Source organism: Myxococcus llanfairpwllgwyngyllgogerychwyrndrobwllllantysiliogogogochensis, from assembly GCF_006636215.1.
GTDB lineage: Bacteria > Myxococcota > Myxococcia > Myxococcales > Myxococcaceae > Myxococcus > Myxococcus llanfairpwllgwyngyllgogerychwyrndrobwllllantysiliogogogochensis.
In genome coordinates this window covers 1-21,175 of record NZ_VIFM01000199.1, presented here as the reverse complement: position 1 = coordinate 21,175, position 21,175 = coordinate 1, and the positions used below count along the sequence as shown (strand labels likewise).

General features: G+C 69.7%; 14 protein-coding genes and 1 pseudogene. 3 read left to right on the top strand and 12 right to left on the bottom strand.

Features of this window, described 5'->3' with window-relative positions; genetic code table 11:
- The 11 genes and pseudogenes from FJV41_RS35145 to FJV41_RS35095 form a co-directional block, all read right to left on the bottom strand.
- Positions 1-256: pseudogene (locus tag FJV41_RS35145) on the bottom strand (ferric siderophore ABC transporter substrate-binding protein); the annotation flags it as partial.
- Entirely contained in the window at positions 243-698 is a 456-nt protein-coding gene (locus FJV41_RS35140; RefSeq protein WP_141646971.1) for an ExbD/TolR family protein, read from the bottom strand. The gene FJV41_RS35140 and the pseudogene FJV41_RS35145, both read right to left, overlap by 14 nt.
- A gap of 2 nt (positions 699-700) precedes the next feature.
- A complete protein-coding gene (locus tag FJV41_RS35135; RefSeq protein ID WP_141646970.1) occupies positions 701-1,390 on the bottom strand; it encodes a MotA/TolQ/ExbB proton channel family protein in 690 nt (229 codons plus the stop codon).
- A gap of 131 nt (positions 1,391-1,521) precedes the next feature.
- Positions 1,522-2,775, bottom strand: coding sequence for a DUF4374 domain-containing protein (locus FJV41_RS35130; RefSeq protein WP_141646969.1), 1,254 nt, complete (start codon positions 2,773-2,775; stop codon positions 1,522-1,524).
- 43 nt (positions 2,776-2,818) lie between these two features.
- Positions 2,819-5,371 (bottom strand): TonB-dependent siderophore myxochelin receptor MxcH, encoded by a 2,553-nt coding sequence (mxcH, locus tag FJV41_RS35125; protein ID WP_246137615.1) that lies wholly within the window; start codon positions 5,369-5,371, stop codon positions 2,819-2,821.
- Positions 5,372-5,485: 114 nt separating this feature from the next.
- Positions 5,486-6,868 (bottom strand): class II 3-deoxy-7-phosphoheptulonate synthase, encoded by a 1,383-nt coding sequence (locus FJV41_RS35120; RefSeq protein ID WP_141646967.1) that lies wholly within the window; start codon positions 6,866-6,868, stop codon positions 5,486-5,488.
- Entirely contained in the window at positions 6,865-11,232 is a 4,368-nt protein-coding gene (mxcG, locus tag FJV41_RS35115) for a myxochelin non-ribosomal peptide synthetase MxcG (RefSeq protein ID WP_141646966.1), read from the bottom strand. The genes FJV41_RS35120 and mxcG overlap by 4 nt, the downstream gene beginning before the upstream one ends.
- A 69-nt stretch (positions 11,233-11,301) precedes the next feature.
- Positions 11,302-12,228 (bottom strand): isochorismatase family protein, encoded by a 927-nt coding sequence (locus FJV41_RS35110; RefSeq protein ID WP_141646965.1) that lies wholly within the window; start codon positions 12,226-12,228, stop codon positions 11,302-11,304.
- 41 nt (positions 12,229-12,269) lie between these two features.
- Positions 12,270-13,901 carry a (2,3-dihydroxybenzoyl)adenylate synthase gene (locus FJV41_RS35105; protein ID WP_141646964.1) on the bottom strand — a complete coding sequence of 544 codons (1,632 nt, stop codon included), beginning with the start codon at positions 13,899-13,901 and terminating at the stop codon, positions 12,270-12,272.
- Positions 13,898-15,130 (bottom strand): isochorismate synthase DhbC, encoded by a 1,233-nt coding sequence (gene dhbC, locus FJV41_RS35100; protein ID WP_141646963.1) that lies wholly within the window; start codon positions 15,128-15,130, stop codon positions 13,898-13,900. The genes FJV41_RS35105 and dhbC overlap by 4 nt, the downstream gene beginning before the upstream one ends.
- Positions 15,131-15,265: 135 nt before the next feature.
- Positions 15,266-16,039, bottom strand: a complete 774-nt coding sequence (locus FJV41_RS35095; RefSeq protein ID WP_141646962.1) for a 2,3-dihydro-2,3-dihydroxybenzoate dehydrogenase — start codon at positions 16,037-16,039, stop codon at positions 15,266-15,268.
- A gap of 241 nt (positions 16,040-16,280) precedes the next feature.
- On the opposite strand from FJV41_RS35095, the gene FJV41_RS35090 reads away from it, so the two are divergent.
- Complete coding sequence (locus FJV41_RS35090) at positions 16,281-16,961, top strand: Crp/Fnr family transcriptional regulator (protein WP_141646961.1); 681 nt, start codon at positions 16,281-16,283, stop codon at positions 16,959-16,961.
- Between the two features lie 159 nt (positions 16,962-17,120).
- Positions 17,121-17,927, top strand: a complete 807-nt coding sequence (locus FJV41_RS35085; protein WP_246137614.1) for a cyclic nucleotide-binding domain-containing protein — start codon at positions 17,121-17,123, stop codon at positions 17,925-17,927.
- Here the strand turns inward: FJV41_RS35085 and FJV41_RS35080 are convergent, their stop codons facing one another.
- The gene (locus tag FJV41_RS35080) at positions 17,928-19,124 is read right to left on the bottom strand and encodes an OmpP1/FadL family transporter (RefSeq protein ID WP_141646959.1); all 1,197 of its coding nucleotides are present in this window, start codon (positions 19,122-19,124) and stop codon (positions 17,928-17,930) included. It lies immediately after the preceding gene.
- A gap of 231 nt (positions 19,125-19,355) precedes the next feature.
- Here FJV41_RS35080 and FJV41_RS35075 point away from each other — a divergent pair.
- Positions 19,356-21,175: condensation domain-containing protein (locus tag FJV41_RS35075; RefSeq protein WP_246137613.1), on the top strand; the 1,820-nt coding region annotated here is incomplete at its 3' end.

Below are 21,175 nucleotides of genomic sequence, written 5' to 3'. Positions count from 1 at the left end.
GCTCGGGAGGCAGCGGGGGCGGCTTCAGGTCCACCACGTGGTCGATTTGAAGCGTCTGCTTCTTCTGGGTGACCCTGGGCGCCAGGGATTCACCCTTGCGCCAGGCCTGCCAGGCGACGACGCCGGCGATGCCGTGCAGGGACGCGGTGGCCACCATGGCCCAGACGAGCCCGTGTCGCCGCCGCGCGGGCGGCGGGCCCAGGATGATGCTCGCGATGCTCGCGTCGGGGCGCGCGGTGGGGTCAGGGGATGACACGCCCGTCCTCCGTCGCAGGGGTCTCGGGCGTCGCCGGCTCGGCGGGGCGCACGGTGCCGAAGGCCACCTTCGTGAGCCCGGCTTCCTTGAGCTGATCCAACACCGCGATGACCTGTCGGTGCGGCACGGCGCCATCCGCCTGGATGACCGCGCGCAGCTCCGGATCCTTCACCAGGGCATGCCGCGCGCTGTCTCGCAGCGCGGCCTCGGTGATTCCCTCGCCGTTCACCAGGAGCTGGCCCGTGGCGGTGATGGAGACGGCGAACACCGTCTGCACGTCCTCGCTCTGCGAGGCCTTGGGGAGATCCAGGGGCACGGCGGGGCTGTCCACCAGCCGGGCGGTCACCATGAAGATGATGAGCAGCACCAGCATGATGTCCACGAGCGGCGTGACGTTGATGCCCTCAATCAGGCCGCCTCGGGGCTGCGTTCCGCCCGCCATGGTCAGGCGCCTCCGGTGGAGGAGCGCGCCGCCGCCCGCTCACGGGCGGAGACGTAGGCCAGCACCAGGTTGGTGAGGGCCTCGGCGTCCGAGAGGATGCTCGCGATGCGCCGCTGGAAGTAGTTGTAGGCGGCCACGGCGGGCAGGGCCACGCCGATGCCCACGGCCGTGGCGACCAGCGCCTCGGCGATGCTGCCCATCACCGCGTTGGAGGCGACCTGGCTCGTCTTGCCCACCACCGCGCCCGCGGTCGTCTCGCTCAGCGCCTCGAAGGCGAGCAGCACGCCGATGACGGTGCCGAACAGCCCGATGAAGGGCGCGTTGTTGCCCAGCGTGCCCAGGAAGGCCAGCCGGTTCTCCAGCGTGGAGCGCTCAATCGCGAGCGCGCTCTGCATGCCCTTCTCCGCCGCCGTCATGCCCTGCGGCGCAAGCCGGAGCCCGGCGCGGGCCACCGTGGCGCCCACGGACGTGCGCTTCTCCAGCTTGGAGATGGCCGAGGGGAAGTCGCCGCTCGCCAGCGTCTCCTCCAGCGTGCCGGACAGCTCGCGCACCAGGTCCTGCTTGGTGCGGAACACAATCCACCGCTCGATGATGATGCCAATGCTCACCAGCGACAGGGCGAACAGCAGCCAGAGCACCCAGTTGGCACCCCACTGCACGAAGACATCCTTGACGATTTCCACGATGTGCATGGTCGCTCTCTCAGGCGTCGTCGTGATGACCGCTCGTCATCGCCGCGTCGTTGTCTACGGGTTGCCTTGAAGCAGGACTCCACGGCGCCGGATGCGACCTCCGCACCCGGCGCCATGGGATGAAAAAGTGACTAGCGCAGCTGCAGGAAGGAGAAGACCAGGCCCTGCGTGCTGAAGGCGACCGCGCCGTTCTGGCTGGTCAGGTCGCGGAAGTTCGTCGTGGAGGTGCTGGTGAACTCCGTGAAGAGCGTGCGGCTGTCCGTCACGTCGTACAGGAACGTGCTGCCCGTGGAGACGGGGAGGGTGGTGACCTCCGTCGCGGTGAAGGTGCTGAGGTTGAGCTGCCAGAACTTCCAGGCGACGGCGCTGGCCACGGGGCGGGGGTGCACGCCCGGAACCACGGTGTAGGTGGTCTCGTCCAGGACGCGCAGGTACGCGGTGCCGTTGGGGCCGCGCAGCAGGGAGCCCGTGGCGTTGCCGTTGGTCAGGTCGGCCAGGTTGCGGAAGAACGCGCGGTCATAGGTCTGCGTCGTCGCGTTGAAGCGCAGCAGGCAGGGCACCGGCGTGGTCTCCGGGCCCGCCGTGCGGTACACGGCCGCGCCGTACGCCTCGGTGGCCAGGTACACCAGGCCGTCCGGACCGACGACGCCGTCACGCACGTATCCGCAGCGGTCATCCGTCACGATGGTCGCCGTGTCGGCCACCGTGTCCACCACGACGACGCCGGCCTGCTTGGTGATGCCGATGCCCGCGCTCGGGCGCCAGCCGATGGGGATGATGATCTTGTTGCCGACGCGCACCGGCATCGTCGCGAAGGTGCTCAGCGCGCCCTCGATGGTCAGCCCGGTCAGGGTGATGGCGCTGGTGACCGTCATCGCGGTGGGGTTCCAGACGATGACCTTCCCCGAGCGACCGTCGATGTAATACGCCTTCGTCTCCGAGACGTACTGGAACTGGTGCTGGTACTCGCCGATGGAGCTGACGCCGCTTCCCTGGAAGCTGACCTCCGCGTCACGGCCCTGCGCGTCCTTGTCCTTCTCCAGCTTGCCTTCCGCGGTGAGCTTGTAGCGGGTGACGACGGCGCCCTCGCTGCTGCTCACGTACAGCAGGCCATTCTTCGCGATGCCAGAGCCCAGGGCGCGGCCCGGAACCTCGATGGCGTTTTCCAGGGCGAGCGGCGTGGTGACGTCGACCTTGTCGGTCAGGACGATGTAGCTCTGCGACTCACCATCGACGCTCACCTGGGTGATGGCGGCATAGACGGGACCGGTGTTGGGGGTCGGCTCCGGATCCTTGTCGTCGTCGTCATTGCAGCCCGCGAACAGCGACAGCGCGAGCGCCGCGGCGGTGATGCGCGACAGGGGGAAGAACGAGCGAATCTTCATGGGGGGCAAAGCCTTTCGGAGAGGATGACTGCGTGTTGGTGACTCAGAGCTCCGCGACCACCTTGGCGGAGACGCTGCGGCCGGGACGCTGAACGCCCATGAAATCCATGGCGGTGGCGTCGGTCAGGTTCTGCACGTCGACCGTCCAACTGAAGGTCGCGCGCGCGGTCCGGGTGACATAGGTGAGGGCCAGCGAGTGCAGGAGCTGCGCGTCGATGTCCTGCTTCGAATCCTGGGTGCCCAGCTTCTCCCAGCCCCGGTAGAACGAGTGGATGTACCGGGTGTGCCAGGTCAGCGACAGCTCGTCGCGTGACGAGGCCAGGCCGCTCAACTGGAAGCGGGCGCTGCCGTTGGCCAGCAGGTGCGGCCGGTTGGGCAGCCGCTGCCCCTCGAAGATGCCGAAGGCGCCCTCGTTGGAGACATTGCGGACGTCCTGCCAGGTGACGTTGCCGTCCAGCGAGAAGTGCTGCTCCGGAGACGTCCACCCGGCCGCGCCGGTGCCGCCCAGGGCACGTGCCGCGAAGACGTTCTGGTACGTGAAGTAGCCCTCGCGCCCCTGGGGGATGATGAGCTGGTCCGCCAGTCGCGCGAAGCCCATCACGCCGCCCCGGAACGAGCCGTGCCGCGTCTCGCGCGTGTCGAGCGCCAGCTCCAGGTTGAGGTTGTGGCTCGTCTCTGGATCCAGCTCCAGGTTCGCGTCGATGAGGATGCCATCGCCGAACAGCTCGTCGGGCCGGGGCAGGCGCGTGGCCCACTCGTAGGAAGCCTTGGCGATGAGCAGGGACGACAGCCGATAGCGGAGCGAGTCACCGACGCCGAAGGTGAAGGTGTCCCGGTCCACGGGCATGAAGCTGTTGTCGGGGCTCAGCCGGTCCGCGCGGGCCAGCTGCACGTAGCTCTTCACGAAGGCGATGTTCTCCAGCCGCTCGTCGAAGGCATCCAGTTCGTGCTCCAGCCCGGTCACCTGGGTGTAGAGGCCGCGGCGGGCGCTGAGCGGGTCCACCAGTCCGGTGTTCCGGAGGGCGCGGTCCTCACCGGTCCGCTTCACCCAGGTCGGCGACACCGCGAGCCGCAGCATCTGGTTGGGAGTGAAGGTCCAGCCCAGGTTGATGCGCGCGAAGCCGGTGTGCTGCCCCACATGACGGTCGACGGCGCGGCTCTCCATCTCTCCGGCCTGCGGGAGCTCGGCGACGCACCGGCCGAACCAGTCGTAGGCGCAGCGGCCCTGGTCGCTCAGCCGCGCCTGTCGGAAGACATAGCCGACGGCATCGGCGATGAGGCCGCCGTCATAGGTGTGCTCGAAGCGGAGCGTGGCGCCGCCGGACTGGTTGCCCGAGTCAACCTCGCCGTAGGGCACCTTCATCGTCGTGTCGTGCTGGATCTCCTGGGTGGACGCGGAGGCGAAGCCACGCAGGATGAGGCGCCGTGCCCAGGGCTTGTCCAGGAAGCCGACCTCGACGCCGCCGCCTCCCGCGCGGAAGGCATCATTGAAGCGCGGCAGCCGCGCGTCGCTGAGCTTCCCCGAGCTGTCCTCCACCCGGACGTCGACGCGGTAGTCATTGGGGCTGGAGTCGAAGAAGCCGCTGGCTCGGACGAAGAGGCCGGAGGTGCTGGCCACGTGCTGCGCGCTCGCGGCGACGCGGTGGGTCTCGAACGAGCCAATCTCGTAGGACGCGGAGGCACCGCTGCCCTGGAGGTTCTCGGTGGTGACGATCTGCACGGCGCCCCCCAGCGCGTCCGCGCCGAAGCGCACCGGCACGACGCCCTGGTACACCTCCATGCGCTGCACCAGGTTGACGGGGACGTTCGCGAAGTCCGGGCCGTAGCCCGCGAGCTCCAGCGGCACGCCGTCGATGAAGAAGCGGACCTGGTCATCCGCGAGCCCCGCCAGGGAGAAGCGGGCCCGGCTGCCCAGGCCTCCCGCGCGGCGCACGCCGACCCCTTCGCTGCGCGCCAGCGCCTGGCCCATGTCCACGGCCTCGCGCTGGAGGTTCTCCGTCTCGATGACCTTCACCGCCTCGGCGGAGCGACGCCGGCGGTTGGCCACGGACTCACCCTCGACGGTGACGTCGATGGCCTCCTGGCTCACGTCGACCGGCGCCGCGGTGACCCCGGGCGTTTCGGGCTGAGCGGGCGGCTGGGCCACGGCCTCCGGTGCGGGCGTCGGAGCCGGAGCGGGCGTCTCGACCACGGGAGCGGGGGCGGGCTCCACGGGGAGGCGGAACTCGTAGCTGTAGGCGATGCGCGAGGCGACGGCGACACCCTCACGCCGGGCCGGCTCGAAGCGGAAGCTCAGCGCGGCCTGTCGCGCCGCCTCGTCGAACCCGTGTCCCTGGGGCTCGAGGACCTCCGCCTCCGTGACGACGCCCTGGTCATCCAGCGTCAGCTTCAACCGCACCGTGGCTTCCAGCCGGGCCTGCTCCGCCTCGGCCGGGTAGGGCGCCTCCACGAACGTCACCAGCTTCGGCGCCACCACGGCCGGCACGGGCGCCGGGGCTTGCGCCGCCGCCGCCGGCACCTGGGCCTCACCGGTCACCTGGGCTCGCGCCGGAAGGGCGAACGCGAGCCACACCATCACCGCCACGCTCCAACGCATCCGGCCAACGACCTCTCGTCCGCGCCCAGTGGGGATTATGAAAATGGTTCTCATTTTCATTTGCGAGGCCGTGTATTCCTGTAGACCCAGTGCTGTCAAGGGTTGATGGGTGACTCAGGCTGCCCTGGCGTGGGGGGTCTTCAGGGCCTGAAGCTTTTCCGCGACCATGAAGGAGAGCTGGAGTGCCTGGTCCGCGTTCAGGCGGGGGTCGCAGTGGGTGTGGTAGCGGCTGTGGAGGTCGTCCTCCGTCACGGCCAGCGGGCCTCCCAGGCACTCGGTGACGTTCTGTCCGGTCATCTCCAGATGGATGCCGCCCGGGTGGACGCCCTCGGAGGAGGCGACCTCCAGGAAGGACTTCACCTCGGAGAGGATGCGGTCGAAGGAGCGCGTCTTGTAGCCGTTGCTGGCCTTGTGGGTGTTGCCGTGCATCGGGTCGATGGACCAGATGACGGGGCGGCCGTCGCGGCGGGTGGCGGCCATCAGGCGCGGGAGGCAGTCGGCGACCTTGTCGGAGCCGAAGCGGCCGATGAGCGTGAGGCGTCCGGGGATGGCCTCCGGGTTGAGCGCGTCCATCAGGCGCAGGAGGTCGTCGGGGTCCATGGTGGGCCCGCACTTGACGCCGATGGGGTTACGGATGCCGCGCATGAACTCCACGTGGCCGCCGTCGAGCTGGCGGGTGCGCTCGCCAATCCACAGCATGTGGGCGGAGGCGTCGAACCAGTGGCCGGAGCCGGGCTCCATGCGCGTCATCGACTCCTCGAAGTTGAGGAGCAGGGCCTCATGGCTGGTGAAGAGGTCCACGGGCGTGGGCGTGGGCGCGGCCGTGTACTCCGGGGACGGCGCCAGCGCGCTCATGAAGCAGAGGGACTCGAAGATGGAGTCCGCGAGCTTGCGGTACTGGTCCCCCTGCGGTGAGCCGGAGACGCCGTCGAGCGTCCACCGGTGCAGGTTGCACAGGTCCGCGTAGCCGCTCTGCGAGTAGGCGCGCAGCAGGTTCAGCGTGGCGGAGGACTGGTGGTAGGCCTTGAGCAGCCGCTTGGGGTCGGGGATGCGCTCGGCGGCCTCGAAGTCCATGCCGTTGATGATGTCGCCCCGGTAGGCGGGGAGGGTGACACCGTCGAGCGTCTCCACGGGGCTGGAGCGCGGCTTGGCGAACTGGCCGGCGATTCTTCCGACCTTCACCACGGGGCGTCCGCCCGCGAAGGTGAGCACCACGGCCATCTGGAGGATGAGCCGGAAGGTGTCGCGGATGTTGTCGGTGGTGAATTCCTTGAAGCTCTCCGCGCAGTCTCCGCCTTGCAGCAGGATGGCCTTGCCCTGCGCCACCTGCGCGAGCGAGGCGGTGAGCCGCCGCGTCTCCGAGGGGTGGACCAGCGGAGGGAGTCGGGACAGCTCTTCCTCCACTCGGTGGAGGGCGCGCATGTCCGGATAGTCATCCGGGATGTACTTCACGGGCTTCTCCCGCCAGGTGCGGGGATTCCAGGTTCGGTTCATCACGAGGGGGCCGTTTCCTTGGGGGAGCCAGGCGTCGCGGGCAGCAGGCCGCGCGTGACGCACCAGGCGAGGTATCGGAAGAAGAGGTCGCGATCCGCCTGGGGGCAGGTGATGCCAGTGCCCTCCAGGGCTTCATGCAACCGCTGACAGCGGATGGGGCCCAGGCCGAACGCGGGCGCCGAGTCACCGGAGCGCAGGTCGAAGAAGGCCAGGGTGGTGGTGTTGTCCGCGGTGCCGGCGCGCTCCGCGACCCGGGCGCGCCAGGCGGGGATGGGGAGCAGGTCCACGGGGTAGCCGTACTCGCGCACCCAGCGGAACAGGTCCGGCAGTCGCACGTCGGGCACGGGCGTCACGTTGAACACGGTGCCGGGCGTGGCGACGCGGGAGAGCTTGACGATGGCGCGCGCCACGTAGTCCACGGGGGTCCAGGTCTCTCCCACGTCGAGCAGCGGGAGCGAGCCGGAGGGAATGCCCGCGAGCAGGATGCGCCAGACCAGATCTTGCGGATTGACGATGGCGGTGTCCGTCGCGCCGACGACGCGGCCCAGCCGGTAGACGGCGACGGGCAGGCCGCGCTCGGAGGCGTGCTGCACCAGTCGCTCCGCGACCCACTTGCTCTGCTGATAGCCGTCACGCAGTCCGGGGTGGGCCTGCACGAAGTCCTCGGGCACCTCCGGGCTCACGTTCGCCTGGGGCGCCACGGCCAGCGTGGACACGTAGTGGAAGGGCTTGAGGCGCACGGCGGCGGCCAGGCGCAAGAGCTCGCGCGTGCCCTTGACGTTGACGGCCTGGACGCTGCCGTACTCGCGCACGACGCTCACCACGGCGGCGTTGTGCAGGATGACGTCACACTCCGCGGCCAGCCCGTGGAAGCGCGCGCTGTCCAGGCCGAGCATCGGCTGGGTGAGGTCCGACGGCAGCGCGAGCACCCGCTCGGCGAGGCCCGACGTCGGAAGCTGCTGGGACGAGAGCGCGGCGCGGATGCGCTCCATCGCCTGGGCCTCGTCGCTGGCGCGGACCAGGCAGACCACGCGGGCGCGCGTCTGGCGCAGGAGCTGGTCCAGCAGGTGCGCGCCGACGAAGCCCGTGGCGCCCGTGAGCAGCACCTGGCGGGGTTCCGGGAAGCGCGTCTCGAAGCTGCCGCCCACGCCCTGGGGCGCGGTGGTGCTCGGACGGGGGACGATGTCCTCGGACAGCTCCGCGTCGGCGAGCATCGTGGTGCTCGGGCCGCTTGCTTCGGAGCCGGTGGCCTCACCGTGCTCCAGCGCCTGGGCCAGCGCGGCGGCCGTCGGGTAGCGGAACACCGTGGCGACGGGGACCTCCCGGCCCAGGGCGATGCCCAGGCGGTTGGCCACCTGGATGCTCTGGAGGGACTGGCCCCCTCGGTCGAAGAAGTCGTCCTGCGCGGTGAGGCCCGTGGCGCCGAGGACCTCCTCCCAGATGCCGAGCACCACGCGCTCCAGCTCCGTGGTGGCCTGCGCCACGGTGGAGGAGGCGTCGGTGGTGGTGGCCTTGCGCAACTCGGCGCGGTCGATCTTCCCCGTGCTGGTGCGAGGCAGGCGCTCGGCGAACACGATGGCGCCCGGCACCATGGGCGCGGGCAGGTTCGCGAGCAGGTGCTTGCGCAGGTCGGCGGCGGAAGGCACGGGGGCCTCCGCGACGATGTGCGCGCAGAGCCGGCGGGCGCCGCCGGGGAGCACCTGTCCGACCACCGCGGCCTCACGCACGCCGGGGTGGCCCAGGAGCACCGTCTCCACCTCGGCCGGGTCGATTCGGTGTCCGCTGATCTTCAGCTCGTCGTCCACGCGACCGACGAACACGAGCTGTCCGTCCTCCCGCAGCCGGGCCTTGTCGCCGGTGCGGTAGGCGCGGGGCTGGCCGGGCAGCGCGGCCAGGGAGATGAAGCGAGCCTTGTCCAGCTCCGGCCGGCCGAGATAGCCCCGCGCGAGCGCGCCACCCAAGAGGCACAGCTCGCCCTCCGAGCCCCGAGCGACGAGTCGTCCTTGCGCATCCACGAGCACCGCGCGGACGCCGGGAAGCGGCAGGCCGATGGGGACCTCATCTCGCTCGGACTCCGGACCACCGGCGTCCGCGAGCGACGCCACCGTCGCCACCACCGTGGCCTCCGTGGGGCCGTAGGTGTTGAGCAGTTGTACGCTCGGACCGACGGTGGCCCGCCAGCGGGCGACGCGCTCTGGCAGGGCCGCCTCGCCCCCGATGATGACGGTGCGCAGGGAGGATGGCAGCCGCGCCGCGCCCGTGGATACCGCGTAGGCCAGCTCGTGCCAGAACGCGGTGGGCAGGTCGAGGATGGTGATGCCGTGGGCCGCGCAGGACTCGAGCAGGCGGGGCACGGACTGGAGCATCTCGTCGGTGCGCAGCACCAGCCGCGCGCCCGAGGTCAGCGCCAGGAAGACCTCCTCCACGCTCGCGTCGAAGTGCAGCGGCGCGAACTGGAGGATGCGGTCCTCGCGGGTGACGGCGTAGCGGTGCGTGGCGCCCGCGACGAAGTGTGCCAGCGCCTGGTGAGGAATCTGCACGCCGTTGGGCTGGCCCGTCGAACCGGAGGTGTAGATGACGTACGCGAGCCGCTCAGCCTCGGCGCGAGGGGCGACCGTCTCCGCGGCGACGTCGCGCTTCAGGACGGTCAGGTGCCCGGCCGCGCGGGGGCTCGCGTCCGTGGCGGAGACGGTCTCCGACGGGAGGACCATCAGCGAGGGCGCGGCGTCGTCGAGGATGGCGGCCGAGCGGGAGGCGGGGCCAGTGGGGTCGAGCGGGAGGTAGCCCGCGCCGGAGCGCAGGATGCCCAGCGACGCGACGATGGCGTCGATTCCGCGCGGCACCTTCACCGCCACGGGCGTGTCGGACTGGACGCCCTCGGCGACGAGGCGCTCCGCGAGCGACCCGGCGGCCCGCCACAGCTCGCCGTACGTCAGGCGGTGCTCGCCATGCTCCACGGCGATGACGTCCGGCTGCTCACGAGACTGGCGTTCGATGAGCTCCAGCACCGGATGGGCGGGCGCGGGGAGCGGGCCTCCATCCAGGACCGACGCGTCGCCACCGGTCGACAGGACCTGCTCGCGAACGGCCTGCTCGGGCGCGCCGAGCCACGTGTCCAGGTGCCGGAGGAACTCCTGCTGATGGGAGTCCACGGCGCGCGCGTCGTAGCAGACCGGGTTCGCGTCGAAGTCGACGCGCAGGCCACCGCCGTCCGAGCGGGCATACATCCCGATGGAGAGGTCCTCGACGGGCCCCGCGGAGATGTTGTGCGCGATGCCGGGCAGGCCCGCGAAGCGCACGCCGTAGTCGAACGGCATGATGTTGACCACGGGGCCGAACAGCTTGCGCTGCCCACCCACGCGGCGCAGATCGCGTCGAAGCTGCTCGTAGCGGTAGCGCAGGTGGGGCCTGGACGCGCGCATCTCCGCGGCGACATGCCGGGCCAGTGAGGCCAGGGTGGCACCGGGGGAGACGGGCACTCGCAGCGGCACGATGTTCATGGCCATGCACGGCACGCGCAGCGCCGCGGAGCCCAGCCGCGTCATCACCGGAAGGCCAAGCACGACTTCCGGCGCGTCGGTGCGCAGGTGAATCCAGGCCGCCGTCGCCGCGAGCACCAGGTCCGGCCACGTCAGTCCGAGCTGCTTCGCCACGGCCTGCATCCGCTCCACGTCGGTGCCCGCGAGCATCCGGGTGGAGCGAACGAACGACGCGGACATGGGGGCCGGCGGCGCCAGCGTCACCGGCAGCGGAGCGTCCGCGAGGCGGCCGACCCAGAAGTCACGGTCCTTCTGGAACTGGGGACCGGCGCGATAGGCCGCGTCCTCGTCCAGCACGGGGCGCAGGGGACCGAAGCCCGCGGGCGCGGCCTTGCCCGTTACGCGAGACGTGTAGAGGTCCGCCACGCGCCGGGTGAGCAGCGAGAACCCATACCCATCCATGGCGATGTGGTGCACGCGCTGGAACCAGAAGTACCGCTCCGGCCCCGCCTTGAAGAGCACCTGGGCGAAGAGCGGCCCTCGGGTGAGGTCCACCGTGCGCGTCAGGTCTTCCTTCATCCACGCCTGGGCGGCGGCCCACGGGTCAGCTTCGGTGGACACGTCCACGTGCTGGAGCGCCCACTCCACGCGGGGGCTGACCTGTTGGGAGGAGCCTTCCTGGGTGGACTCGAAGCGCGCGTGGAGGGCCTCCGCCTCGTCGACCGTCTGACGGACGGCGGCCTCGAAGTGCTCGGGGACGATGGCGCCACGAAGCTCGATGCACTCCCCGGCGTTGTAGATCGGGCTCGCGAGGTCGAGCTGTTGACCGACCCAGATTCCGTGCTGGGCCGCGGTGAGCGGCCAGCGTGCGTCGTGTGATTCGGTCATCGCAGGTCCTTCGAGAGAGGGCATCGGCATGGAGCGAGGTGGGGGGAGCCTCGCTTCCGTGGGCGGCGCTTAACGGTGGAGGGCCACCTGGACGCTGCTCGCGTCAGGAGGCGGAAGGGGCATGGCGCGCAGGAGCGCGTACCACTCGGTGAGCGTGGGCCGCTCCGCCAGCTCCACGAAGGTGACCTCCGCGCCCGCGCTCCGCCACCGCTCCACCAGGCTCATCAGCCGGATGGAGTCCAGGCCCTGCTCGAGCAGGTTCGCATCCTCGTTCACCTCCATCACCGACTGCTGCAACAGCTCCGCGACATCCGCGCGCACCTGGTGCTGGCTCAGTCCGGGAGCGCCCTTGACGGCGGGCAGGCCCAGCGAGTCGATGACCTGCTGCGTGGTGGTGGTGACGGCGCAGAGCTGCGACGCGTAGCTCAGCGCGAGCTGGTGGTGCGCCAGGGAGAAGTCGCCCAGCGCATCCGCCACCAGGAAGGGCTGGATGTTGCTCATGAAGCCATCGCTGGCAGTCTGGAGGCAGCCGATGTGCGCGTAGATGCCGCAGATGATGAGCTGGTCCTTGCCGCGCGCGCGCATCATCTCCAGCAGGTCCGTGCGACGAAACGCGCTGTAGGTCCACTTGGTGAGCTGGAGGTCACCTTCGCCCGGCGCGAGCGCGTCGATGATCTGCTTCTGGAGCGGACCGCCGTTGATGCCGCCGCCCCAGAAGTCGAGCAGCAGGCCGCGCTGCTCCGGCGTCTGGCCGCCCGGCTGCGCGGAGTAGACGACGGGGATTCCCAGCGAGAGGCAGTGCGCGCGAAGCCGCTGGATGTTGGGCACCAGCTCCGTCACGGGGGACTGGCCGGGGGTGAACGCCTCCACGAAGTAGCGCTGCATGTCGTGGATGAGCATCACGGCCCGCTTGGGGTCGGGCGTCCACGCGACCTTGTTCTTCGGCAGGTCGGCGGCACCGGGCATCGGATAGGGGGTGATGGCTGGGAGCGCCATGAGGGGGTCCTTTTCTGGAAGGAAGGAGAGGGGAGGGTGTGTCAGCGGGGAGCGGTGGGGCGGCTCAGCGTCTCGCGGAGCGCCTTCTTGCTGACCTTGCCGACGCCCGTCTTGGGGAACGTCTCGACGAACTCGACCCGGTCCGGAATCTTGAAGGCCGCCAGCCCCCGCTCCCGCAGGAACGCGGTCAGCGACGTGGCGGCGGGAGGCGTTCCCCGGGGGATGACGAACGCGCAGGTGCGCTCGCCCAGGAAGGCATCCGGCATGGAGACGACGGCCGCGTCGTGAACCTCCGGGTGGGCCAGGAGGTGGTTCTCCACTTCCTCCGCCGCGACCTTGTCGCCGCCCCGGTTGATTTGATCCTTCGCGCGGCCCTCCACCACGAGGTAGCCGTCCGCGGTCATCCGCACCAGGTCTCCGGTGCAGTAGAAGCCGTCGGACGTGAAGGCGCGCGCGTTGTGCGCCTCCGCCTTGTAGTAGCCGCGAATGGTGTACGGCCCGCGCGTGAGCAAATGGCCCGTCTCACCCGTCGCCACGTCCTGGCCGTCCTCGTCGACGATGCGAACCTCGTCGTCCGCGCTGATGGGGCGGCCCTGCGTGTTGACGATGAGGTCCTCGGAGTCGTCCAGGCGCGTGTAGTTGACCAGTCCCTCGGCCATGCCGAAGACCTGCTGCACCGTGCAGCCCAGCGCGGGCTTCACGCGCGCGGCGGCCTCGGCGCTGAACTTCGCGCCGCCCACCTGGAGCACGCGCAGGCTGGACAGGTCATGCCGGCGCGCCTTGGCCGCGTCCAGCCACACCATGGCCAGCGGAGGCACCAGCGCGGTGATGGTGACCTTCTCCTTCTCGATGAGCGGGAAGGCCACGTCGGGGCTCGGGTGCAGGGCCAGCACCGAGGTGCCTCCCGCGTAGAACGTGCCGAACACGCCCGGCGAACTCATGGGGAAGTTGTGTGCGGCGGGCAGCGCGCAGAGGTACACGCTCGACGCGTCCAACTGGCAGATCTCCGCGCTGGCCCGCAGGCTGTACAGATAGTCGTCGTGCGTGCGGGGAATCAGCTTGGGCACGCCCGTGCTGCCGCCGGAGAGCTGGAAGAAGGCGACGTCGTCGGGACGCGGCTCCGTCAGCTCCACGGGCGAGTCGGCATACAGGCCCTCCAGCGAAGTGAAGGGCCCCGCGTCTCCCACGACGATGACGTGCCGGAGCGACGGCGTCTTCGCCTGCACGCTGGTGGCGAGGTTGCGGTAGTCGAAGCCGCCGTGCCGGTCGGCGATGACGTAGGCGACCGCCTCGGTGAACTCGCAGAAGTAGCCGATCTCCGAGGCGCGGTGCGCGGGCAGCGCGAAGACGGGCAGGGCCCCCAGGCGGAAGAGGGCGAAGCACACCTCGTGGAACGCGCCGATGTTGGGCAGCTGCACCACCACGCGGTCCTGGGGCTGGATGCCCAGGCCCTTGAGGCCCGCGGCGAGCCGGTCCACGCGCGCGTCCAGCTCGCGGTACGTCCAGCGCTCCTTGCCGGACACCAGCGCGGTGTGATCGCCATGACGCTCGGCGCGCTCGCGCAGCATCCGTCCGAAGGTCTCCCCCTTCCAGTAGCCCGCGCGGCGGTAGCGCTCCGCGTAATCCTGGGGCCACGTGGGGCAGCCGGGCAGCCGGGAGTCGCCCTGGCTCACGGCTTCACCTCGACGCCCTGACCCAGGCCCATGGCGACCAGCATCGTCCGGAACTTCGCCTCGGTCTCCGCCAGCTCCGACTCCGGCTTGGAGCCCGCGACGATGCCCGCGCCCGCGAACAGCCGCAGCGAGTTCTCGTCCGCCTCCGCGCAGCGGATGGTCACCGCCCACTGGCCGTCACCATTCACGTCACACCAACCCACGGTGCCCGTGTAGTAGCCGCGGTCAAAGGGCTCGATGTGGCCGATGGTCGCGTGCGCCAGCTCCGTCGGGTAGCCACAGACGGCCGGGGTGGGGTGGAGCGCGACGGCGAGCGTCAGCGAAGTAATGGACGGATCCGCCAGCTCTCCCACGATGCGGCTGGACAGGTGCCACATCGTCTGGGTGCTGACGAGCGACGGCTTCGCGGGCACATCCAGCGTCTTGCAGAACGGCCGCATGGCCTCCGCCACCGCGTCGATGACCACCGCGTGCTCGTGCAAATCCTTGGGGGACTGGAGCAGGGCCGCCGCGCGGGCCTGGTCCTCCACCGGGTCCGGGCTGCGCGGAATCGAGCCCGCCAGCGGGTTGGCCAGCACCTGCATTCCCGAGCGGGACACCAAGAGCTCCGGGCTCGCGCCAATCAGCGTGCGCCGCCCCTCGCCGGGCATCAGCCCCGGGCGCGTGGGCAGGTCCGCCGCGAAGGTGTAACCAGACGGGTTGCGCCGGGCCAGGTTGTGCAAGAGCCGCTGCAGGTCGATGGGCGTCGTGGAGCTCAGGTGCAGCGAGCGCGACAGCACCACCTTGCGCAACGGGCCGCTCTCCATCAGCTTCAGCGCCTGCGCCACGCCGTCCAGGTAGGCGGCCGGCTCCGGCACGGGCTGCACGGTGTAGCGCGTGGGCACGCCCTGGTGAGGCATCGCCACGTCGTCGAATACGAGAGGCCCCGCACGCTGGATGGTCATCGGCACCACGAGCTGCGCCGGGACGCGCCCGTCGAAGGGCACCGCGCCCACCGCCACCGGGATGTCGTGGTCCGCCTGCCGCGCCTCGCTGAGCACCGCCGCCACGCGCTCGGGCAACCGCGCGAGCGAGCTCGTCCCGCCCACGTGCGGCACCGTGGCGAAGGTGCCCTGCGCCAGCAACGTGCGGCGGGGTGAGGCGAAGAAGAATGAGGAGCCCGCTTCGTAGCTCTCGAGCAACTGCGCGGCCAGCTTCTGGGTTGCCACTGCGCGTTCGGTCGTCTTCACAGCCAACCTCCTGTTCCGAAGGCCACGCCCTCGTCGCGGGCGCGGCCCTGGAGCAAACCTGTCGTTTCAATCCTGAAACAAAGAATCCATCTCAACTTCGAGCCACCCGGGCGCCGGGTGGAGGAGGGCGCGGGCTCAGACGCCCAGCGTGGCGCCGCCGTCGACACAGAGGTCGTGCATGGTGATGTGTCGCGCGCGGTCCGACGCGAGGAACTGCACCGCCTCCGCGATGTCCCGGGGCGTGGCGATGCGCCGCAGGGGAATGCCCACGCGGAACGTCTCCGAGGCTCCGGCGATGACGGCGTCGGCGCCGTGCTCGTCCTTCCACATGCCCCGCTGCATGGCCGTGTCGGTGGAGCCCGGAGACACCACGTTGCAGCGGATGCCGTACTGAGCCAGCTCCAGGCCCAGGCACTTGGTGAACATGGTGGACGCGGCCTTGGACGCGGCATACGCGGCCATCTGCATCCGGGGTGTCCCCGCGGCATTGGAGCCGACGGTGACGATGACCCCCGCGCGGCGAGGCACCATGCGCCGGGCCACCGCGCGCGAGACATGGAACACCCCGTTCGTGTTCACCCCGAACGTCGTGGCCCAGTCCTCGTCGCTGAGCGACACCACCGGATTCATCCGCAGCACCCCCGCGACGTTGACGAGCGTGTGGATGGGCCCCAGCTCCTTCTCGATGCGCTCCACGACGGTCTCCACCGCGGAGGCGTCACTCACGCTCACGGGCCAGGCCGTGGCCCGCTGGCCTTTGCCGCGCAGCTCCGCCACCAGCGACAGCAGGCCCTCCGCGTTCGTGTCGAGCGCGGCGATGGTCGCTTCACCGGCCAACACCCGCGCGACCTCGGCGCCAATGCCTTGCGCGGCACCCGTCACCAGTGCCACTCGCGGTGTGTCTCCCATCGGGGCCTTCTCCTGCCGGTACCCGAGGGGTCCGAGGTAAAAGTGGGATAATGAGAATGGTTCTCATTATCGTTATTGGGCGACTAAGTGCCATGTGCGCCGCGCGGTGTCAAGAGTGCTGAGACTCCGGGGCGAATGCGTTGACGCGTTTCCACCCGGGCGGGGGTGATGCAATGTGGGGTGTGAGTGGGTTCTGATTCGCGTGGGCGCGAGAGCGTCTGGGTGAGCCATGGGGGATGCCATGTCACACGCTGCGCTGCTGTCCGAAGTCTCGCTCTTCGCTGGACTGGAGGACGAAGCCCTGGAGAGTCTTTCCGCGCTGCTGCGTCCGCGACGTTTCGCGCGAGGCGAGGTTGTCTTCCATCAGGGAGACGTGGGGACGTCGCTGTTCATCATCCGGCGCGGTGAGATTGACATCCGGCTGAGCTCGCCCGACGGCAAGGAAGTCATTCTCTCGTTGCTGGGGCGGGGGGACTTTTTCGGGGAGCTGGCGTTGCTGGATGGAGAGCCCCGGTCCACGGATGCCGTCGCGCGCGAGGAGTCGGAGCTGCTGACCCTCCAGAGGGAGGACTTCCGCCGGTTTCTGGAGACCCGTCCGGGTGTCTCGCTGGGCTTGCTGGCGACCTTGAGCCAGATGGTCAGGCATGTCACCCAGCTGGTTCATGACACCCATTTCCTGGATGCGCGGGAGCGGCTGGTTCGGGTGTTGCTTGACCTGGGGAGGGAGCAGGGTGTTCAGGGGCCCGGAGGTGTGGTCATCCCTTGCAACCTCACGCAGACAGACCTGGCGAACCTCTGCGGGTTGACCCGGGAGAGCACCAACAAGTGGCTGCGCTTCTATGTGCGCGAGGGATTGCTGTCCTACGAGGGGGGAGTCATCACCCTGGTCCATCCCGAGCGCCTGGGTAGGGAAACCCCTTAGCACCGCTGGGCATTCGGGATGTGAAGCCGTTCACTGCGGCATATTTCAAAGGCGTCTAGGTTTGTCATGCGGCTCCACCGTGGAGGCAGCATGGCGCGTCTGGCTTCCCCAGGTCCCTGTTCGACTCAGACTCCCGAGCCTGGGGAATCGTCCCCGCGCGTGGGCGCCACGATTCCCGCGCCCGAGGCGTCGCCGGTGGGGCCCGCTCCACTCCCGGTGTGGACGCGGTTCCTGCCCGCGGGCCGCGTGGTGGTTCGCGAGGGAGACCCGGGCTCGTCGATGTTCGTCATCCTGGAAGGCAAGGTGGGCGTGTACCGGGAGGCCGGGAGTCGCGAGGCCCGCCTGGTGACGCAGCTTTCGGGCGGCGGCTTCTTCGGAGAGCTGGCGATGATGGCGAAGTGTCCCCGGACCGCGAGCGTCGTCACGCTGGAGCGGACGGTGCTGCGGGAGCTGTCTCACACGGGCCTGTCGCTGACGGGCTCGCGCTACGGACTGGACGCTCCGGTGGTCGCCATGCGGTGTCGCGAGAGGCTGCTCGCGGATGCCTTGTGCGGCAGTCCCGTGTTGAGCGAGTTGTCGCCGGAGCTGTGGGCGCAGCTGGGCAGCGCGCTCGTCCCCTGCGCGGTGGAGGCCGGGGCGCAACTGCTCACCTACGGCCAGCCAGGTGAGGCGCTCTACATCCTGTTGCGCGGCCGCTGCGGCGTCTTCCACACGCACGCGGATGGGCACACGACGGCGTATCCCGACATGGTGGAGGGAGACCTCTTCGGCGAGGTCTCCCTGCTGCGAGGGCACCGGGCCACGGCGACGGTGAAGGCCCTGACGCCCTGCACGCTGCTGCGGTTGGACCGGGACGTGTTCCGCAAGCACTTCTGGGGGCAGGCGGAGATGCGACGCGCGCTCGTGCGGCTGGGACTGGCGCGCATGCACCGGACGATGGATGTCATCGCCAATCCCGGGGGCTGATTACAGGGCGTAGCCGAGCGTCACGCCGAGCACGTGCGCGGAGCCGGAGTAGGTTCCGTCAATGCCCGGCGCGGTGCTCTCCGTGTCCGCGAGGAAGACGAACTGGTAGCCCACGTCCGCGCGCAGGCCGGCCGTGGTGGTGTAGCCCGCGCCGATGGCGACCTTGTAGCGGTCCGCGTCCGGAAGGTCCGGCGTCAGCGTGTCCGAGGGGCTCGGCGACAGGTCGGCGACCAGCCCCGCGCGCGCCTGGAGCTGGGGCGTGACGGCGTACTCGGCGCCCAGGTGGTACTTGATCTTCGTCGACCAGCTCTTGGCCAACGGGTTGTTGAGCTGCGGCGTGTCGGGGAAGGTGATGGCCAGCTCCTCGAAGCTGGACCAGTAGGTGACCTGGGCGTCCAGGGCCATGGTCAGCCGCTCCACGGGGTAGAAGGCCAGTCCGATGGCGAGCGTGGCGGGGAAGGTGACGTCCGCGCTCACGCGCTGGTCCGACATGCGCTGCTGGAACTCCACGGGGATGTTCTGGAAGTCCGCCTTCCCCTCGAACGTGACGGCGACCGAGCTGCGGTAGTGCACGCCCAGCGTCAGCTCCCCGGGAAGCAGCTCCGCCTGGAGCCCCGCGTTGAAGCCCACGCCCCAGGCGCCGCCGCCCAGGTGGATGGAGCCCTCGCTCTCCAGGAAGTTCAGCGCCCGGCGGATCTCCACCGTGGAGCGCACGACGTCCACGCCCGCGCCCACGCGGACGGAATCGTGGAGCTGATACGCGACGGTGGGGTTGATGTAATACGCGGCGAGGTTCGACTCCTGCCCGCGGAAGCGCCCCACGAAGTCCTCTTCCCAGTGGCTGCGCGCGCCATAGGGCGTGTACGCACCCACGCCGAACGCGAGCTTCTCGAAGGGCCGAAACACCGCGAAGACATGCGGCGGTGGTGACAGCGTCAGCTTCTGTCCCTGTGTGGTGCCCCCCGTCGGCGTGAACTTCAGGCTCGGGAGGATTCCGGTGTCGCCCACGGTGATGTCCAACGTCTTCACGCCCAGGATGTTGGCCGCGTTGGAATAGATCGCGGACGAGTCCTCCAGCCACGCCGTGGCCGCGTTGCCCAGGCCCGTGGCGCGAGCGCTCTGCGTGTCGATCTGAAACCCCGCGGCGTGGCTGACACCAGCGGCGAGGAGCGTCATGAGTGAGAGCGTTGTCTTCATGGTCGGTTTGAAACGAGCACTATAGGACAGTCTGCTTTGGCGCAGTGCGCTGGTCATCCAGGCTTGAAGCAATTTTACGGATGCCCTGCCCTGAACGATGCATCCCCGGGTCAGTCGTACACCACGCGCCCAAGTGTGAACCCGTCATCCTTGGTAGGGGGCTGCGTGCATTTGCACAGGTTTTCTCAGTAAGACTTGTTTTACCTGGACTCCCCTCCCAGGCCCCTCGCCATGACCCAGCCACGCTCCCAGGACCTCCTCGTAGAGCGCAGCGTCACCCGTGCGGTGGAACCCCGCACCGACACGGAGCGCGCGGTCGCGCACATCTGGAGTGAGGTGTTGAACATCCCGCAGGTGGGCGCGCTCGACAGTTTCTTCGAACTCGGTGGCCACTCCCTGCTTGCGACACAGGTGCTCTCGCGCATCCGGACGTCGCTGCGGGTGGAGCTGTCGCTCCAGGAGATGTTCGACCTGGTGACTGTATCGGCGCTGGCGGGACGTATCGATGCGCTGGTGGCGTTGCAGCCCGGAGAGGTGCTGGAGCCACTGCATCCCTCGCGTGAGGCGCGGCCGTCATCGCTGGTGCCGTGCGAGCGTCAGGCGGAGTTGTCGTTTGCGCAGCAGCGGCTGTGGTTCCTGGACCAGTACGCACCGGGCAGCCCGCTCTACAACCTGCCAGCGGCGTTGCGGCTGGAGGGGACGCTCGACGTGGCGGCGCTGGAGCGGGCGTTCACGGAGCTGGTGTGTCGACATCAGTCGCTGCGCACGGTGTTTCCCGCGAGGGATGGGCGGCCGCTCCAGGTGGTGGCTCACGCGGGCAACGCGCCCATGGCCCTGGAAGTGGAGGACCTGCGCTACCTGCCGGCGTCGGAGCGTGAAGCCATCGGCTTGCGCACCGTGCGCGAGGAAGCTCGGCGGCCGTTCGACCTGGTCCGGGGTCCGCTTTTGCGCGCGCGGGTGTTGCGACTGACGGAGCGCGAGCATGTGGTCGTCGTCACGATGCACCACATCATCTCGGATGCGTGGTCCATCTCCGTGCTCATCCGGGAAGTGGTCGCGCTCTACGAGGCCTTCAGCGCGGGCCGGCCCTCGCCGCTGCCGGAGCTGCCCCTCCAGTACGCGGACCATGCGGTGCGGCAGCGCGAGCGGCTGCGAGGGGAGGCGCTGGAGCGACAGCTCTCGTGGTGGAGGCAGCGCCTGGAGGGCGCCCCGCCCGCGCTGGAGCTTCCGGCGGACCACCCTCGCATCGCCGGGGCCTCCAACCCGGGCGCGGTGCTCAAGGTGGAGCTGCCGGTGGGGCTGGTCCGCATGCTGCGTGGCTTCTGTCGTCAGGAGGGCGCCACGCTGTTCATGGGGCTCCTCGCGGGGCTTCAGGCGCTGCTGTCGCGGTACTCGGGGCAGGACGATATCTGCGTGGGGGCCCCTGTCGCGGGACGCACCTCTCCGGAAACGGAAGGACTCATTGGCTTCTTCGTGAACACGCTGGTGCTGCGCACCAAGCTGGACGGAGACCCGACGTTCCGCGAGCTGATGTCTCGCGTGCGTGAGACGACGCTGGGGGCGTACTCGCACCAGGACGTGCCCTTCGAGAAGCTGGTGGAGGCGCTCCAGCCGGAGCGCCAGCCCAAGCGCTCGCCGTTCTTCGAGGTGGCGCTGGTCCTGGTCAATACCCCCATGGCCGCGCTGGAGAGTCCGGGGCTGCGCTTTCGTCCGCTGGATGTGGACAGCGGCACCTCGAAGTTCGACTTCACGCTGACGCTGAGCGAGTCGCCCACGGGGCTGTCGGGGATGCTGGAGTACCGCACCGACCTCTACGAGCCCGCGACCGCGGAGCGCCTGGTGGCGCATCTGGAGCGCTTGCTGGAGCGAGCGGTGGTGGCGCCTCACCTGCGCCTGTCCGAGCTGTCCCTCGTGACGGAGCTGGACCGACGCCTCGTGCTGGAGACGTGGAACGCGACGACCGTCGAATCACGCATCGAGGTCTGCGCGCACGAGTTGGTGGAGGCGCAGGCGGGGAGGACGCCGGAGGCGGTGGCGGTGGTGTTTGAGGG

Bases quoted from the DNA above. Each gene is read 5' to 3' on its own strand.
- FJV41_RS35140 (WP_141646971.1), bottom strand. From the start codon at position 698: ATGGCGGGCGGAACGCAGCCCCGAGGCGGCCTGATTGAGGGCATCAAC.
- FJV41_RS35135 (WP_141646970.1), bottom strand. From the start codon at position 1,390: ATGCACATCGTGGAAATCGTCAAGGATGTCTTCGTGCAGTGGGGTGCC.
- FJV41_RS35130 (WP_141646969.1), bottom strand. From the start codon at position 2,775: ATGAAGATTCGCTCGTTCTTCCCCCTGTCGCGCATCACCGCCGCGGCG.
- mxcH (WP_246137615.1), bottom strand. From the start codon at position 5,371: ATGCGTTGGAGCGTGGCGGTGATGGTGTGGCTCGCGTTCGCCCTTCCG.
- mxcG (WP_141646966.1), bottom strand. From the start codon at position 11,232: ATGACCGAATCACACGACGCACGCTGGCCGCTCACCGCGGCCCAGCAC.
- FJV41_RS35110 (WP_141646965.1), bottom strand. From the start codon at position 12,228: ATGGCGCTCCCAGCCATCACCCCCTATCCGATGCCCGGTGCCGCCGAC.
- FJV41_RS35095 (WP_141646962.1), bottom strand. From the start codon at position 16,039: ATGGGAGACACACCGCGAGTGGCACTGGTGACGGGTGCCGCGCAAGGC.
- FJV41_RS35090 (WP_141646961.1), top strand. From the start codon at position 16,281: ATGTCACACGCTGCGCTGCTGTCCGAAGTCTCGCTCTTCGCTGGACTG.
- FJV41_RS35080 (WP_141646959.1), bottom strand. From the start codon at position 19,124: ATGAAGACAACGCTCTCACTCATGACGCTCCTCGCCGCTGGTGTCAGC.